The sequence below is a fragment of the Methanothrix sp. genome (genome assembly GCF_016706325.1).
Taxonomy (GTDB): Archaea; Halobacteriota; Methanosarcinia; order Methanotrichales; family Methanotrichaceae; genus Methanothrix.
Genome location: NZ_JADJJX010000001.1, coordinates 379,691 through 395,265 on the forward strand (window position 1 = coordinate 379,691; position 15,575 = coordinate 395,265).

Consider the following 15,575-nt stretch of genomic DNA (forward strand, 5'->3'; position numbering starts at 1 on the left):
GTGGCGGCTGAGGCAAGTGCAGCAGGTGAGGCAAATGGGGCAGGCGAGGCCGATCACTGAAGTGTCCGCCTTCCGGAGATCCTCTTGCCACTTCTTGTCATCTCCCTCGAAACTGTTTTATCGAAATACAACACATCTAATGTACATGAAAAGCGATAATACCATCAAGAACCTCGTCATTTTGGCCCTGGCTGTGATCATAGTCATCGCCCTCTGGAAAACCATCTGGTACCTGGCAGGAGTGGCGGTATTCATCCTCTTGGTCTATATCGTCTACCAGCTTCTCAAGGGCAAGCTATGACTGAAGCACAGCTATCCGAGAAAGTGCCATGAGAATGAAGAGGTAGCAATTGCGCCGCTCAACCTGGCAAAGATCAAACGGGCCGCCCAGGAGATCCTATCTTTGGATGGCGTTGGAGTCGGATTAATGATGGAGTTGGCCAACATCCAGGCTGTCCTCTCAAAGCACTCTCTTCCATCCCCAAACCCATATCCATCCTCCTCTTCATCCCTATGCCCTGCGAAGTATTATACCTATAAATTTTATATAGAACACCATATGAATTGGGCTGCGATGATATAAAACATGTTGCTTGATGAGGGAGGCAAAAGTCTGGGAGTAGGAGGGAGAAATAGAACTACCGACTTTTGCCGATATTACCTACGTCCTATGCCTATATAAGCATTTCGTTCAAAGTAATATATTCAAAAAAATATATTCAAGTCAGTATGTCTGAGAAGTCAGTATGTCTGAGAAGTCAGTATGTCTGAGAAGTCAGTATGTCCGAGAGCAGAACAGCCTTCGATTCTCAGATGCAAACAACGAACGGCTCCTGCCCATTCCCCTGAGGGGGGGTGCGGGGCGGGAGGGCCCCGAGCCCTTCCAGAGGCAGAAGCTGTATGCTGGTATATACAGTATCTGGGATCTGTACGGTATGGGGAGGCAATACCAGCATCCCAAAGGTTTGTGCAGGCCAAAGAAGCCCGGGTTCTATGAGAGCGATCTGCTTTTTATCTCCGCCGCCCTGGCAGGGCGCAAGCTGACGATTCGACCTGTCCCGGCTGGAGAATATCAGATTCAACATTTTAATGTTCATAAATAGTTGCCTTTATTGTTGTTTATCCGGACCCTCCAGTTCTGAGGTATCGGCCTTGTAGCCGGCTGAGAACCAGTTCTCCTTATATTGATCGATCGAACTCCATCGATCATCCTTTCCAATCAACGAGGACCTTTCCCGATAGCAAACTACTTAAAAATAGACTCCCAATAATGATGACACAAGCAGGTGCATAATAGACATGACCGAAGGAGAGACCATGAGGCTGAAGGCATCTGAGGCCAATCAGGGTGATGTGGGAAAGGGCATAGTCAGGATGGGCGACGGGTTCATGGAGAAGATCGGCATCCGGCCATTGGATGTAGTGGAGATAATCGGATCACGACCCACTGCCGCTCTGGCTGTGAGCGCCTACTCCCAGGACCAGGGCGTCGACATGATCAGAATGGATGGCCTGATTCGATCCAATGCCGGGACGAGCATTGGCCAGTATGTTGAGGTCAGGCGGGCGACCTGGGAGGAGGCCAAGCATGTTACACTGGCTCCTGTCACCCAGGGCATGCAGATCTTCGCCCCAGGAGATGTCCTGACCAAGGTCTTCAATGGCCGGCCGCTGATCAGAGGGGACGTCATATCCACCACCAGTGTGAGAAAGCCACCTACCGACTCCCTGGGCAGGGAGACTATGTTCGAGGAGATATTCCGAGGCTTTTTGGGCGCTCAGGCTTTTGGTCTGGGGGAGATCAAGCTCCGGGTGGTCTCCACCAGCCCTGGAGGGATCGTCAAGATCACCGAGGGAACAGACATTGAGCTTCTGCCCCAGGCGGTGGAGACGCCAGAGCGCACTGTGCCGTCAGTGGTCTACGAGGATGTCGGCGGCCTGAAACCGGTGATAACCAAGGTGCGGGAGATGATTGAGCTTCCCCTCAAGCATCCTGAGCTCTTCGATCGCCTGGGCATCGATCCGCCCAAAGGAGTGCTGCTTCATGGCCCTCCCGGAACGGGAAAGACCATGCTGGCCAAGGCCGTGGCCAATGAGAGCGAGGCCTACTTCATAAGCATCAATGGCCCGGAGATCATGTCCAAGTACTACGGGGAGAGCGAGAAGGCCTTGAGAGATCTATTTGAGGAGGCGGAGAAGAACACTCCTGCCATCATCTTCCTGGATGAGCTGGACTCCATTGCCCCCAAGAGGGGAGATGTGACCGGAGAGGTGGAAAGAAGGGTAGTGGCTCAGCTCTTATCCCTCATGGACGGGCTGAAGGAGAGGAAGAACGTCATAGTCATCGGCTCCACCAACCGCCCCGAAGCTCTGGATATGGCTTTGCGCCGGCCAGGGAGATTCGACCGGGAGATCGAGCTGGGCGTTCCGGACATGAATGGAAGGCTGGAGATCTTCCAGATCCATACCCGGGGCATGCCACTGCATGAGGATGTGGTCCTGGAGGATTATGCCAACGAGACCTATGGCTTTGTGGGAGCGGACATATCTGCAGTCAGCCGGGAGGCGGCGATGAACGCCCTGAGGCGCATCCTGCCGGAGATCGATCTGGACGAGCCCACCATTCCCAAGGAGATTTTAGACCGGCTCATAGTACAGAAGAGCGACTTTGAGGCGGCCTTAAAGGAGATTCAGCCCTCAGCGATGCGAGAGATCCTGGTGGAGCTTCCCAATGTGAGCTGGGAGGACATTGGAGGCCTGGAGAATGTCAAGGACCTGATGGTGGAGGCGGTCGAATGGCCGCTGCGCCATGCCGAAAGCTTCCATCGCCTGGGAATCGAGGCCCCCAAGGGCATTCTGCTCTATGGTCCGCCAGGCACAGGAAAGACGATGCTCGCCAAAGCAGTGGCCAATGAGAGCGAGGCGAACTTCATCACTGTCAAAGGGAGCGCTCTGCTCTCCAAGTGGTATGGTGAGAGCGAGAAGAGGGTGGAGGAGATATTCAGGAAGGCGAGGCAGGTTGCTCCTTCTATCATATTCCTGGACGAGCTGGATGCATTGGTCCCCATCAGGGGGGGAGCAATGGGTGAGCCTCATGCTACTGAGAGGATAGTCAATCAGCTATTGAGTGAGATGGACGGCCTGGAGGAGCTGCGCGGCGTGGTGGTGATCGGAGCGACCAACCGGCCGGATATAATCGATCCTGCTCTTCTCAGGCCGGGACGGTTCGATGAGCTGATACTGGTGCCCGTGCCGGACAGTGAGTCCAGGCGTAAGATCTTCCAGGTGCACCTTAAAAATTCGCCCCTGGAGGATGATGTCAATATTGAGGAACTTCTCGCGCATACAGATAAGTACACTGGTGCAGACATAGCCTCCCTGGTCAGAAAGGCCGGACGGCTGGCCCTGAGGGAGGATATGGGTGCCAAGAAGATCAGCCAGAAGCATTTCCTCGCTGCCCTGGAGGAGATCGGGCCTTCTGTCACTCCGGATACCATGAAGTATTATTCCTCTTTGGCCAAGGAGCTGCGCAAGAAGGCCTCCCGAGAGGCGGAGAGAGGCGATATGTACGTTTGAGCCCGGCCTTTGAGCCTGGGCTTGACATAAATAAGCATAAGCTAAGCATAAGCCTCTGCCTGAGGGCCTGTATCTGAGGCTTGAGATAGGCCCGGGGCTTGGCATAGGCCTGGGCTTGGGCCTGGCAGAGGCTTTGAGAAGATATTTGATCGATAACTGGAGCGCCAGAGAGATTATGCCTTATTTCCCTCTCCTATGATTTTCAATTGCGCCCTCAATGGCGCATCAGGTGGTAGACCTATTGCAGGACAAAAGCCTTTTAGATGATAACAATTGTGTAGGGGTCGAATTCGTAAGCTGCTGGAGGCAAGAGGATATAGTGGAGCTGTACCGGGCCGGCGGCTGGTGGAGGGAGTACATGGATTCGTCTCGCATCAATGACCTGATTCAAGGGAGCTTTCTCTTCGCAGTGGCAGTTGAGAAAAGGAGCGGCAAAGCAGTGGGAATGGGCCGGGTGATCTCAGATGGGGTATCGGACGGATATATTCAGGATCTGGTGGTCCTGCCTGGCTGGCGGTCAGAGGGGGTGGGGAGAATGATCCTGGATAGACTGCTGGAGGAGTGCCGGTCCAGAGGGATCGCCTGGGTGAGCCTGATAGCCGAGCCGGGAAAGGAGGCCTTTTATGATTCATTTGGATTTCGCAGGATGGAGGGGCATGTGCCCATGCACCTCGATTGGGAGGGCGGAAGGTGCTGAGCTCTGGCGACTTCAAGCCGGTTCAGCTTGAGGATAGGGATTTTTTTGTCCAACACTACCGGCGCTTTCCTCAAATGCACAGCGACAACACCTTCACCAATATGGTCTGCTGGAATTATTATGCAAATTACCGTTATGCATATGTCCAGGACTGTGTGCTCCTCTCCAGCACAATAGGCGGCAAGACGCGCTATCGCCCTCCCATCGGGCCGCACAACCCTGACCTTCTCCATGAGGTCATGTCGCTCGCCCTGAGGAGCGATGAAGAAAGGCCCTTTGTGGTCCTGGACCAGGGGACACTGGACTGGATAAAGAGCCTCTACCCGGAGCTAAAGCTTGATCCTGAGAGGATGTACTTCGAATATGTCTACCTGGCGTCTGATCTGGCCCTTCTTCCTGGAAAGGGATACTCAACCATCAGGCGGCAGCTCAACCAGTTCATGAAGAACTGCAGCCCCAGGGTCGAGGATCTGGGGGCGGACAACACCGCAGAGATAAACGATTTTGTAGAGCAGTGGTGCGAGTGGAAGGATTGTGACTCAAATCCTGATCTGGAGTCAGAAAAAGAGGCCCTGTGCTTTGCCCTGGCCCATTATGAGGAGCTGGAGCTATCGGGCATTGCCATACGGGCAGAGGGTAAGATCGGGGCAATATCCCTCTTTGAGGGGCTGAACGAGGATACTGCTCTGGTTCACTTTGAGAAGGGGCTCCCTGACTGCAAGGGAATCTATCGGGCGATCAATGCCGAGACGGCGAAGATACTGGCCGGAGGCTACACCTACATCAACCGGGAGAGCGATATGGGGGTGGAGGGAATCCGGGAGGCGAAGATGCGCTACCACCCCCATCATATGGTCCAGGTGCATATGGCAAGGCAGGAGGAACTGGAGAGGGTGTTATGATCTTCTAACCTCTCTTTTTCAAGCTGAAGGCAAGGTTCAAATCTGGGGAAGGATCATCCTGAGATCAGGAGTTGATTATTATGCACAGCCACGATCACAGCCACGGCCACAGCCACGATCACAGCCACGATCATAGCCATGATCATAGCCATGATTCAAAGGATCATGCTCTGACCCGGCATCAGGCAGAGCACCTCCTGGAGCATTGGATAGAGCATAACCAGGGACATAGCATCTCTTTTCGAGAGAGAGCGGCCCAGGTCGCCGGCTTGAGCGAAGCTGCCGCCCAGGACATAAACCGGGCAGCCGAGCTGATGGACGAGTGCACAGAGATGCTGAAGAAGGCCCTGAAGGATCTATAGAGAGCATTGAAGCATCTATAGAAGGCCTGAATGATCCAAAAGAGGAGTCATAAGAGATGGAATTGGTCTATACTTACCCTATGGATAAGAGCAAAGAGATGCAAAAGATGCTGGAGGAGGAGTTCTAGAAGCGTCTGGGGCCCACAGTGAGGGACTGCAGGGCTATGGGCTTTGATAAGGAGGGCATGTGCCTTTACATCAAGGCCAGGGATGAGCTGGCTGAGGAAGCAAAAAAGCACCTGGCTGAGAGCGCTGCCGAGGAGCTGAAGGGGGAGGAGGGAGAGGCACTGCTGAAGGCGTTCCAGGAAGAGGCTGAGTCGGCAGAAGCAGGTATGGGGGCAATGTTCGGCTGAAGCCAGGTATATAAAGGCCGGCGAGGCAATCATCGCAGCCCAGTGATCAAGAAAAGCAGGAGGGTTCACTTCATCCCCGAGCTGAAGCTCGGAGCATTAGTGACCCTCTGCGCACCCTGCAATAAACGGTGCATCCCAGCACCTTTAGGATTCTACCTCCAGGGTTTGGATTATTTGTTTATTGGTATCATCATCCAGATATGATAGCATAAGTATCATATTTCTGGGGTCAATGCTCCAAACGGCCGTGCTGAACATTTCTCCCTTCGGATTCAGTATGTTCTCCGGCATGGTGAATGAATAGAGGGTCACATTTTTTCCCATTGCATCCTGCAGGTATGTTTCTCCAACCATCTCCGGACCAAAAAGCCTAAAAGTACTGACAATTATAATTTCCATATAATCAGAGAATGCTGTGGGGTCTATTTTTTCCAGATCTTCATCATATAAGGGGAGAGATAAAATGAATATAGAAGCGTTTGTGGCATTTCCATCGCTGCTATTATTGATCAGGATCATCTGGTTGATGCTTCCTTCATCTGATTGGAAGGCTCCTTTTAAACCTAACAGATACTCCGGCCCGATGTCAATTGATAGATTATGTTCTGTTGTCATCAGCACAGAAGTCTCCAAAGATGAGCCGGGCATGATCAGAATCAATAATGCCAAGAGAAATGCACTCATTGAAAGAGCTATACTTGAATATTTCGTTCCAATCACCAGTTAACCACATGGGTGTCTAAGTTTAAAAAACTTGCTGCTAATTTTTGCAAATGAGACTCTAATCCAGGTTATTTCACTCTCCTCTGAGCACTATCCAGAAATCGAGTAATTTCATTATCTATCCGCCAAATAGCCTGCTCAATCCATAATATTTTATGCTATGTCATGATTTCGCTGGATATGAGTTAGATGGATGAATAACGATTTATTAAATCTCTATGGGATTACCTGAAGCTAGGAGAATATCGACAAAATAGAACGCCGTAAGATTGGGCCTGATATCTTCGATTTTTACCAACCCCTTTTGAGAATTCCTATTTTTCTCACGGAGGCAGCAAGGCGCAAGGATGGAGCATACAGTTGCCCCAGGTGTCTGCCACAGGAGACAGCAGAGAGCCTTTTCCAATGGCTTATCTGAATCCCTTGCGTTTAGGCCGCCGTATACTGAATCTCTCTTGAGCAAAACTAGAGCAAAACTATGATATGAACGAAGAGATAATACAATCTCTATGAGCAATGCATCATGCGCTGCCGATCTGAAGGCTGCTTACAATGAGGTCAAGCTGGACCCCCTCATGAGCGGAGATCCGCGTTATGTTGATTGCAGTTCGGCCAGAGGAGGGGAGGATGTGGTAAAGCTTCTCTGCACGCGCATAGAGAATTCACCCCGCCCCATGGCGCAGCTCATCAGCGGCCATAGAGGATGTGGCAAGTCCACTGAGCTCCTGCGCCTGGTGGATGACCTGAAGAGAAAAAATTATATGGTGGTCTACTTTGCTGCGGACGAGGATATAGATGTGGGGGATTTGGTTTATACCGATCTCTTAATGGCGATCATCAAGCGTCTGGAGCGTGCTTTTGCAGATGAGGATATCCAGATCGATCCCAGACTCTCAAATGCTGTAGCGATGTGGTTCGCTGAAGTCGTTTATGGATGGAAGGATGAGAGAGAGGTCTCTGCGACTTTGCAGACGGAATTTGAGCTGGGCGTCTCTACCCCCATTTCACTCCCCATACTTTCCAAGATCCTGGCCAAGATCACAGGCCAGATCAAGACCGGCCAGAACATACGCAAGGAAGTTCGCCTAAAACTGGATCCTCAGGTCTATCAGTTCATAGAAAGGGTCAATGAGCTCATTCAAGCAGCAATTCCCAAGATAAGGGAAAAGGGTTACCGCGATCTGGTCCTGGTGATAGACAACCTGGACCGGATCGTCTTCAGGGTTCTGGATGATAAGACCGGCCGGACCACTCATGATGCACTCTTCCTGGAGCATGCTGAGCAGTTGAAATCCCTGGATTTGCATATGATCTACACCGTCCCCATCTCCATGTTCTATTCTCTCAAGGCCACCGGCCTCACAGGAGCCTTTCCGGATTATTCAATCCTCCCCATGATAAAGGTCAAGGAGGAGGATGGCAACCCCTGCAGTGAGGGCATAGACCGTCTCTATGAGGTGGCAAAGAGGCGGCTGGATATAGAGAAGATCTACGCCGATGGCGTTGTGGAATTCCTGGCGGATAAGAGCGGAGGAATGCTGCGAGATTTCATCAGGCTGCTGGGCTATACCATTGAGCTGGCACAGGTGAGGGGAGGAGGGGTTCCCATCACAATGGATCTGGCCGAGAAGGCCTTTCGACGCCTGGTAAACGAGTATGGTCGCATGGTCCCTGATGAGTATTATAAGCTCTTGGCTCAGGTTGCCAGGAACAAGAGGGCTCCTAATGATGAAAAGCATCAGGCGATGTTGTATAACCTCAGCATTCTTGAATATATGAACGGCAACAGGTGGTGCGACGTTCATCCTGCTATAAGAGAGCTTCCGGAGTTCAAGGATATCTTTAGGCGAGAGTGAGTGCAGCAAATGAGGAATGCAGAAAATAATGTACAGCAGTGATCGGAATGGGAGCCTGGCTGGAGATCTGAAGAGCCCCCCTTGGAGGGCTGACATATCTGCCGAGAACAGGGAGGTTCTGCTGCAGATCTCAGCTTTCATTCGCCTTGCAGAGGGTTTCCGGCTGGGGCTTGTCAAATGCAATCAACCGGTCCAGCGTCGCCAAATGGCGGATTTATTGAAGGAGATGCTCGTTGGCGAGGTGCAGATCCAGGAAGTCGATCTCAAGGAGCCGGTTGATGACCTGCGGGCGGCAGTGGGCCAATTGCTGACTGAAGGGGGCCAGACCGGCACCGGGAAGCGCGTGCTGATGGTCTTCGGCTTTGAACAATCAATTCCCTCAGAGGGGTCTGTTCCCGCCCTGGAGGGGCTGAATCTCTCGCGATCTCTTTCCCTGTGACTTCCCATTCCCTTTCCTTCTCTGGCTGCCGGATTATGCACTGACTCGACTGGCTCGGGAGGCTCCTGACTTCTGGGGGTGGCGCAGCGGGGTCTTTGAATTCGTTCCCGACAGGATGCTGATGACTACTATGGAATCGGCCACGATCACAGGAATGTATCCAGAAGGCTTGAGCCTTGAGAAGAAAAAAGAGCGCCTGGCCTGATTGGAAGGGCTGGTCTGGGATTATTCTGAAATGAAGAGGGGAGAGCGTGAGAATCGATCCTATGCTGCAGTTCTCGATCGATTGGCATATCTCCGTTTTCAGTTGGGAGACTACCCGGAGTCACGCCGTCTGTACAATGAGAGCCTCAAGATCTGGCAGGATCTGGGGGAGAGGAGCGGCGAGGCCCGGACACTGCACAACCTGGGTTCTCTGGCTAAGGCCTCTAACGACTACCCGGAGGCGCGCCGTCTGTACAATGAGAGCCTCAAGATCTGGCAGGATCTGGGGGAGAGGAGCGGCGAGGCTCGGACACTGCACGCCCTGGGTTCTCTGGCAGAGGCCTCTGGCGACTACCCGGAGGCGCGCCGTCTGTACAACGAGAGCCTCAAGATCTCTCAGGATCAGGGGGACAGGAGGGGCGAGGCCCGGAGACTGCACGCCCTGGGTTCTCTGGCGAAGGCCTCTGGCGACTACCCGGAGGCACGCCGTCTGTACAATGAGAGCCTCAAGATCTCTCAGGATCAGGGGGACAGGAGGGGCGAGGCCCGGACACTACGCGATCTGGCCATGCTGGCTCAGGCCTCTGGCGACTACCTGGAAGCACGTCGTCTGTTCAATGAGAGTCTCAAGATCAGGCAGGAATTGGTGGACAGGAGCGGCGTGTTCCAGACACTTCACGCCCTGGGCTCTCTGGCTGAGGCCTCCGGCGGCTACCCGGAGGCACGCCGTCTGTACAATGAGAGCCTCAAGATCTCTCAGGATCTGGGGGAGAGGAGCGACGAGGCCCGGACACTGCACAACCTGGGCTCTCTGGCTCAGGCTTCTGGCGACTGCTCGGAGGCACGCCGTCTGTACAATGAGAGCCTCAAGATCTTTCAGGATCTGGGGGAGAGGAGAGGTGAAGCCTTATCACTTACTAAGCTCGCATCTCTGGAGGAAGAACAGAATGATATCAAGGCTGCAATAGATCATATCACTCAGGCTGAAGCTATCTTCAAACTGCTAGGCGCAGGCCATCATGCTGAAGAGGCCCGGATTCAAAAAGAGAGGCTGGGGAGGAGGCTGGGCAGACCCTCATAGATGCTGCCCGCTCCTCTGAAAAAAATCAAAAAGAGAAATTCTTCGCTTGAGCCATTACATTAGCTAATCGTCAGTGTCTTAATTATCTGAGTGGTGTTATTCTCATCAAATGAAGACACCATCAAAATATAAGTTCTGCTATCCAGATTCCAGACAGAGATATTATAGATTCCACCGGGCACCCGCTCGCTTTCATTCGCCGCTTTCATTGTGGTGACGCTGACATTTCTGCCCCGGCTATCAAGAGCAGTCCATTGGCCGATCTCTCTGTGGCCTTCCTCTCCCACTGCCTCTATCCCTGCAGCCTGCAAGAGCCCGGACAAAGCGTCTGGGTTCATCATACTGAGGATTTTATCGAATATAGTCATTACAGATACATAGGCAGATCCGGCCTGTGCCGTATCGGAGATGGTGATATCATTGGAGATCATTCCTTTGCTGCTGTCATCAAATCTGTTGCTGACAATCTCGAAGCTTGGCCCCAGGTCGATGAAGAGGCTCTTATCGCAGACTGTCGAGACATTCAATTCCAGAGCCGGCACAGGCAGAGCAGGGCAGACCAGCATAAAGATGGCAGCCAGAAGAGCAGTAGAAGATCTCATATTCACAACTCCTTCCACATGTTTGGCAACTAATAATATAAGGCTTTTATGAAACTGCGGTGAAATATGGGTCGTGAGCCTCTAATGGGTTTGAGTTTTGTAATATGGAAAAGTCAAGAGTTCCTGCAAGCTCCAGACATGATCGATTAAGCCAGCTTGCTTCGCGGGACTATTGAACTTCGTTATGCCCATCTCATTTCTATATTTTAGAGCACGATGCTTTCGGCAGTAGTTGAAGTGCGCGAAATATAGGGTCATTTGGTTATTCAATTCTGCAGTCTCCTTAGAGAAACCTATGGTTTTCCTTGATATGCGGTTATTATCTTGTCTGCATGTCAGGTTTTGCCGTTCAATGTAGCTGGTAGATATCATTTTGTGGTCTATATCTTTGCCAAATATGATTCTCTTGACCACTTTTTTAGTCTACCGTTGACCCTCATTTTAATGACTTGAGCATATTGTAATAGTTCATCTACGATTAATTTAGGACTTCGAGGTCGCCCTCGCTTGCCTGTTGGTGCGAACGGCTGTAGTTTTCCATATTGCTTTCGAAGAGCTGCTGCATATAGTCTTAATCCATCTGTCACAAAGAGCGGCATTGATCTGAGTCTTTTGGCAGTATTTGAAACGAGCTGATCTGCATTTTCCTGAGATCGCTCACCGATAACATGTGAAAGCACCAACCTGCAATTTGCAGCCATGCTTATCCAGATCCAAGTTCCTTTATCTTCGTATTCACCTTCTCTGGGTAGTGTTTTTTCCCCACAAAAGTCCATGCCTCGTCCATCTCTACCTTTGGGGTCTCTACATCCTTCAAGACAACTTCATTGACTTTTTCACTATGCTTTGCTGCTTTCGAGATCCAAGTGCTTACAGTAGATGGTTTTGACTCAAGGATCTCAGCTATTCCTAAGACACTCATTCCACGCATGGCCATTTTTAGAGCCAGCTTGATCTTTTCTTCGTTTGTTCTTGTGTCATAGAATGCAGTGTTAGTTCTATCACAGAATCTGGTACCACATGTGTGGCAAATATATTTCCTGACCTTGCCGGAGCTTATCTTGTAAGTTCCGTACACAGTGACGTTTCCTTTCCCAGCAATTCCAAATAGATTGCACTGCTCATTCGGGCATGCTACATCCAAGAATCGAGGCTTTGGACCTCTTTTGCCCATTTTGCTACACCCCATGTAGCATATAGGAATAGGTTATATAAATAACAGCCGATTGTAGATTCACGACCCGCTTTGCCGAAGGTGATGTAATAGTCATTGCTGCAAGCACACATACTGCATTAGATGAACTGCTGCAGCGCATTGATAATATTATCCCATCCTTCAAACAGCATGCTGAAACACATGATTTCTCCATGCCTCAAATTGGGCTTGCAAAGACCGTATTATCTGATAATGATTCGCACCCAGACGGCACAATAGAAATAATCATTTCAAAATCGCCCGCGAGAGCCATCTCAAGGATCCGTAATCGATCGATCGCAATAATAGGCGGAACAACCGCCTCACTTCTGCAAATGTGGGAGAGGAGAGGTAAACGACTCCAAGATCTGCAAGTATCAAAGCTAGTTATAGATGAAGCTAGTATGATGGTGTTCCCACACTTCTTGGCGCTGGCAACTTTGATCGATATCAATAGTGGAGAAATTATGTTGGCAGGAGATCATCGACAGCTAGCTCCTATTGTAGCTCATGATTGGGAGAATGAAGATCGCCCTCCGGTTATTTTGTATCAACCATTTACTAGCGCATATGAGGCGATTCAAAATATTGAATCTAAAGTTTCAAATTCAGCTGTGGCTCAAAATGCTCTCCGATACACTCATCGCTTGCCTGCCGAGATAAGAGAGCTAATCAGTCGGCTATACAGATTAGACAATATAGAACTCGAAGGGAGACCACAAGAGCAGTATCCATTAGAATTACTAGAAAATGGCTGGGAAAAAATATGGGAGACAGAAACAGGTCTCTATCTTGTAACTCATAATGAAAGGGAATCAAAGCTAAGCAACGAGGCTGAGCTGGCCATTGTAGAGCAAATCCTTGCATCTAGTGGCGTTCAACCGGCTGATTCCATTGCCATTGTAACTCCTCACCGTGGACAGCGTGGTCTATTGAAGAGGCGCCTTGAACAATTTATGGGTATGGATGGCCCGTTGCACATTATCGATACAGTTGAGCGCCTTCAGGGGGGGCAGAGACAGACTATTATCGTCTCTGCAACAGAGAGTGACCCTTCGGCTATAAGCACCAATGCAGAGTTTATTCTAGATCTTAGGCGTTCAAATGTCGCATTTTCACGCGCAAGAATGAAGCTTATTGTTATATGTTCTGAGTTTTTATTAGACTATATACCAGCCCAGTTTGAGCACTATGAATCAACTTTGCTATGGAAATCTCTTAGGACGCTTTGTTCGACCGAGGTTATGAGCACAGAATTGGAAATCAATGATAATATTTATATTGTGCGAATATTTACATACACCCCACCATTAGATGATATAAATTAAAGTCGATACGAATCTATGGAGTGAAGCTTAGCATGAGTAGGCCTATAGCCATTGGGTTGTTTTCTGGAGCAGGAGGGCTTGATATTGGGCTAGAGAACGCGGGATTCAAGTTCCGTGCCTCTGTAGAACTCGATCCTGTGAGATGCGAAACCCTTAGGCTGAGCCGCAAAGGCTGCCCGGTCCTGTGCGAAGACATTCGAGCGATATCTAGCGAGCGCATCAAGTCTGCTTCCTTTATTGACGAAGTAGATCTTGTTGCAGCTGGGCCGCCATGCCAGCCATTTTCAAAGCTTGCATACTGGATGACAGAGGGCAAGGTAAAAGATGCCAATAAGGCTGATCTAATATTCCAGCCAGTCAGGCTCGCTCGAGAGCTTAATGCTAGAGCAGTCTTTATTGAGAATGTGCCAGGCCTTTGCTATAGACATGCTAAACCGCTTTTAGATTTACTCCTAAAAAAGCTGGAATCCGCAGGATATTCCACCACCTGGGCCGTGGTCAATGCTGCAGATTATGGTGTCCCTCAACTTAGAAAGCGGCTGATAATAATTGGAATGCAGGATATTATCCCTCGGATACCCGATCCGACCATCACAAATGGCAACTTTATGACAGCAGGAGATGCCATTGGTGATCTGGATAATGGTAGTGCGGATGACGCGGAGCTAATTGGAGGTAAGCATGGAAAGCTTCTCCAGCTCATTCCACCGGGAAAGAATTATATTCATCTTACCGATCGGGGAGACGGAATCCCACATTTCAGATATCGATCAAGATATTGGAGCTTCCTGCTCAAGCTTTCGCCAGATCTTCCATCTTGGACCATCCCTGCCCAGGCGGGTTCGTATACAGGGCCTTTTCACTGGAGAAGCAGAAAACTCCGGATCTTAGAACTCAAGAGGCTTCAGACCTTCCCTGATGATTGGACATTTTGCGGATCTGATACAATGATTAGGAGACAAATTGGTGATGCTGTTCCGCCCCTGCTCGCTCAGCGACTTGGAGAAGAGATAATAAAGCAGCTGAATGAGTGATAGTCTTGGCTGATATAGCAGAAAGCCTACTTTCCTGGTTTCAGGATCATAAAAGAACTCTGAAAAACCTCTTTTAATCGATAACTATGAATATTGTTATTAATATATAATGTTTCATGAGAAGCCTCACTGATTTTGCCCTTCGTCTGGAATACGAACGGGTCAAAGATCTTGGTGATGAGCTGGTCGATATTGGGGGTAGATTGAATTGGGAAGAGTTCAGACCGCTGCTTGAAGCTATGTATAAGAACAATATCGAACGCGGCGGCTGACCACATCTCGATGTGATCGTGATACTCAAGTCTCTTTTCATTCAACAGCTTTACAGCCTATCCGATGAGCAGCTTTAACGGGAAATTGCCGATCGCATCTCGTTTAGAGTGTTTCTTGGCACAACGGAGATTGTTCCAGATTCCACAACAATATGGAAGTTCAGAGAACGCCTTGCTGAGACCGGTACAGACCAGAAAATATGGGCTGGGATGCAAAGGCAACTTGATGCCATGAAACTCAAGGTGCAAAAAAGGAATCATGCAGGATGCCACATTCATAACCGCTGGTCCTGGCCATGCCAAAGCAGATACTCCTCGTGGCGATGAAAGGCCTCCCTGCGGAAGAAGAGATAAAAGTACTTAAAGACAGATAGATCTCCAGTCTTCTCGATACAGGCGATCATATGAGGAAGGTTCACCTCATAGTAGGAGTCCATGGTGAAGCTGGAGTCCTCATGGTAGAGCCTCCACAGCCGCCCATTGGTCAGGATCGCCCACTTGGGAGGGGTCGCCCGCAGATAGTTGTCGATCTGAAAGCTGGGGTTGGTCATCTCCCGCAAGGCCCTTCCCTGCTGGCTCTTGTCCAAGGCTATATTCCAGGCCTTGGCATCCCCCACTGCCACAGACCTCTTGTAAAAGTCCTCCGCCCCCTTATGGGCATAAGCCTCATCCAATGCTTGGGCATGGGGAAAGAAGGCATAATCAGGCTTCAAGGGATCGTGATGTAGGCTCTCCTGGACGCCATAATGATGGCCCAGAGCATCCAGGACCGGGCGGATCCAGTTATGCTCCAGATCTGCCTCAACGTACCGGGGGAGGTTCTTCTCCTTTTCAAAGAATTTATCCCTTATCCTGCGGTAGGCAAGAGCAAGACCGCTTTCATCTTCCCACTCCGCTGACTTCTGGATCATGCTTTCCAGGTAATGGTTGGAAAAGAGATTACTGTTGTTG

17 protein-coding genes and 1 pseudogene are annotated in these 15,575 nt (G+C 50.3%); 14 read left to right on the top strand and 4 right to left on the bottom strand.

All coding sequences use genetic code 11. The features are described 5' to 3' along the window. The first annotated feature begins 145 nt into the window (after positions 1–145). From IPI63_RS01985 to IPI63_RS02015, 7 genes are all read left to right on the top strand, one after another. The gene (locus IPI63_RS01985; protein WP_292476340.1) at positions 146–301 is read left to right on the top strand and encodes a hypothetical protein; all 156 of its coding nucleotides are present in this window, start codon (positions 146–148) and stop codon (positions 299–301) included. A gap of 445 nt (positions 302–746) precedes the next feature. Then, positions 747–1,103 (top strand): hypothetical protein, encoded by a 357-nt coding sequence (locus IPI63_RS01990; protein WP_292476342.1) that lies wholly within the window; start codon positions 747–749, stop codon positions 1,101–1,103. A 196-nt stretch (positions 1,104–1,299) separates the two neighbouring features. Beyond that, a complete protein-coding gene (locus tag IPI63_RS01995; RefSeq protein WP_292476343.1) occupies positions 1,300–3,576 on the top strand; it encodes a CDC48 family AAA ATPase in 2,277 nt (758 codons plus the stop codon). A 241-nt stretch (positions 3,577–3,817) separates the two neighbouring features. Continuing rightward, positions 3,818–4,273 (top strand): GNAT family N-acetyltransferase, encoded by a 456-nt coding sequence (locus IPI63_RS02000; protein ID WP_214066189.1) that lies wholly within the window; start codon positions 3,818–3,820, stop codon positions 4,271–4,273. Continuing rightward, complete coding sequence (locus tag IPI63_RS02005) at positions 4,267–5,175, top strand: DUF2156 domain-containing protein (protein WP_292476344.1); 909 nt, start codon at positions 4,267–4,269, stop codon at positions 5,173–5,175. The genes IPI63_RS02000 and IPI63_RS02005 overlap by 7 nt, the downstream gene beginning before the upstream one ends. A gap of 80 nt (positions 5,176–5,255) precedes the next feature. Continuing rightward, the gene (locus tag IPI63_RS02010; RefSeq protein WP_292476346.1) at positions 5,256–5,537 is read left to right on the top strand and encodes a hypothetical protein; all 282 of its coding nucleotides are present in this window, start codon (positions 5,256–5,258) and stop codon (positions 5,535–5,537) included. A gap of 164 nt (positions 5,538–5,701) precedes the next feature. Continuing rightward, a complete protein-coding gene (locus IPI63_RS02015; RefSeq protein WP_292476348.1) occupies positions 5,702–5,890 on the top strand; it encodes a hypothetical protein in 189 nt (62 codons plus the stop codon). Positions 5,891–6,034: 144 nt separating this feature from the next. Here IPI63_RS02015 and IPI63_RS02020 read toward each other — a convergent pair whose 3' ends face one another. Then, positions 6,035–6,610, bottom strand: coding sequence for a hypothetical protein (locus IPI63_RS02020; protein ID WP_214066185.1), 576 nt, complete (start codon positions 6,608–6,610; stop codon positions 6,035–6,037). A 512-nt stretch (positions 6,611–7,122) separates the two neighbouring features. On the opposite strand from IPI63_RS02020, the gene IPI63_RS02025 reads away from it, so the two are divergent. From IPI63_RS02025 to IPI63_RS02035, 3 genes are all read left to right on the top strand, one after another. Continuing rightward, positions 7,123–8,469, top strand: a complete 1,347-nt coding sequence (locus IPI63_RS02025; protein ID WP_214066184.1) for an ATP-binding protein — start codon at positions 7,123–7,125, stop codon at positions 8,467–8,469. Between the two features lie 16 nt (positions 8,470–8,485). Further along, positions 8,486–8,908 (top strand): hypothetical protein, encoded by a 423-nt coding sequence (locus IPI63_RS02030; protein ID WP_292476351.1) that lies wholly within the window; start codon positions 8,486–8,488, stop codon positions 8,906–8,908. 235 nt (positions 8,909–9,143) lie between these two features. Then, positions 9,144–10,193 (top strand): lipopolysaccharide assembly protein LapB, encoded by a 1,050-nt coding sequence (locus IPI63_RS02035; protein ID WP_292476352.1) that lies wholly within the window; start codon positions 9,144–9,146, stop codon positions 10,191–10,193. 59 nt (positions 10,194–10,252) lie between these two features. On the opposite strand, the gene IPI63_RS02040 is transcribed toward IPI63_RS02035, so the two are convergent. Further along, on the bottom strand, positions 10,253–10,813 hold the full coding sequence (locus IPI63_RS02040) for a hypothetical protein (protein ID WP_292476353.1): 561 nt from the start codon (positions 10,811–10,813) through the stop codon (positions 10,253–10,255). 63 nt (positions 10,814–10,876) lie between these two features. After that, positions 10,877–11,969 (bottom strand): annotated as a pseudogene (locus IPI63_RS02045) (IS1 family transposase). Positions 11,970–12,163: 194 nt separating this feature from the next. On the opposite strand from IPI63_RS02045, the gene IPI63_RS02050 reads away from it, so the two are divergent. The 4 genes from IPI63_RS02050 (at position 12,164) to IPI63_RS12835 (ending at position 14,951) form a co-directional block, all read left to right on the top strand. Further along, positions 12,164–13,318, top strand: coding sequence for a DEAD/DEAH box helicase (locus IPI63_RS02050; RefSeq protein ID WP_292476354.1), 1,155 nt, complete (start codon positions 12,164–12,166; stop codon positions 13,316–13,318). A gap of 20 nt (positions 13,319–13,338) precedes the next feature. Continuing rightward, on the top strand, positions 13,339–14,352 hold the full coding sequence (locus IPI63_RS02055; protein WP_292476355.1) for a DNA cytosine methyltransferase: 1,014 nt from the start codon (positions 13,339–13,341) through the stop codon (positions 14,350–14,352). A gap of 116 nt (positions 14,353–14,468) precedes the next feature. Then, entirely contained in the window at positions 14,469–14,624 is a 156-nt protein-coding gene (locus tag IPI63_RS02060; protein ID WP_292476356.1) for a hypothetical protein, read from the top strand. A gap of 108 nt (positions 14,625–14,732) precedes the next feature. Further along, entirely contained in the window at positions 14,733–14,951 is a 219-nt protein-coding gene (locus IPI63_RS12835; RefSeq protein ID WP_366850446.1) for a hypothetical protein, read from the top strand. Here the strand turns inward: IPI63_RS12835 and IPI63_RS02065 are convergent. Continuing rightward, positions 14,900–15,535: a hypothetical protein gene (locus tag IPI63_RS02065; RefSeq protein ID WP_292476357.1), complete on the bottom strand. Its 636-nt coding sequence runs from the start codon at positions 15,533–15,535 to the stop codon at positions 14,900–14,902. The genes IPI63_RS12835 and IPI63_RS02065 overlap by 52 nt on opposite strands. Positions 15,536–15,575 lie beyond the last annotated feature (40 nt).

Excerpts from the sequence above, each read along its gene's own strand:
- IPI63_RS01985 (WP_292476340.1), top strand. The coding sequence starts at position 146 with ATGAAAAGCGATAATACCATCAAGAACCTCGTCATTTTGGCCCTGGCT.
- IPI63_RS01990 (WP_292476342.1), top strand. The coding sequence starts at position 747 with ATGTCTGAGAAGTCAGTATGTCTGAGAAGTCAGTATGTCCGAGAGCAG.
- IPI63_RS01995 (WP_292476343.1), top strand. The coding sequence starts at position 1,300 with ATGACCGAAGGAGAGACCATGAGGCTGAAGGCATCTGAGGCCAATCAG.
- IPI63_RS02010 (WP_292476346.1), top strand. The coding sequence starts at position 5,256 with ATGCACAGCCACGATCACAGCCACGGCCACAGCCACGATCACAGCCAC.
- IPI63_RS02015 (WP_292476348.1), top strand. The coding sequence starts at position 5,702 with ATGGGCTTTGATAAGGAGGGCATGTGCCTTTACATCAAGGCCAGGGAT.
- IPI63_RS02025 (WP_214066184.1), top strand. The coding sequence starts at position 7,123 with ATGAGCAATGCATCATGCGCTGCCGATCTGAAGGCTGCTTACAATGAG.
- IPI63_RS02030 (WP_292476351.1), top strand. The coding sequence starts at position 8,486 with ATGCAGAAAATAATGTACAGCAGTGATCGGAATGGGAGCCTGGCTGGA.
- IPI63_RS02035 (WP_292476352.1), top strand. The coding sequence starts at position 9,144 with ATGAAGAGGGGAGAGCGTGAGAATCGATCCTATGCTGCAGTTCTCGAT.
- IPI63_RS02050 (WP_292476354.1), top strand. The coding sequence starts at position 12,164 with ATGCCTCAAATTGGGCTTGCAAAGACCGTATTATCTGATAATGATTCG.
- IPI63_RS02060 (WP_292476356.1), top strand. The coding sequence starts at position 14,469 with ATGAGAAGCCTCACTGATTTTGCCCTTCGTCTGGAATACGAACGGGTC.
- IPI63_RS02065 (WP_292476357.1), bottom strand. The coding sequence starts at position 15,535 with ATGATCCAGAAGTCAGCGGAGTGGGAAGATGAAAGCGGTCTTGCTCTT.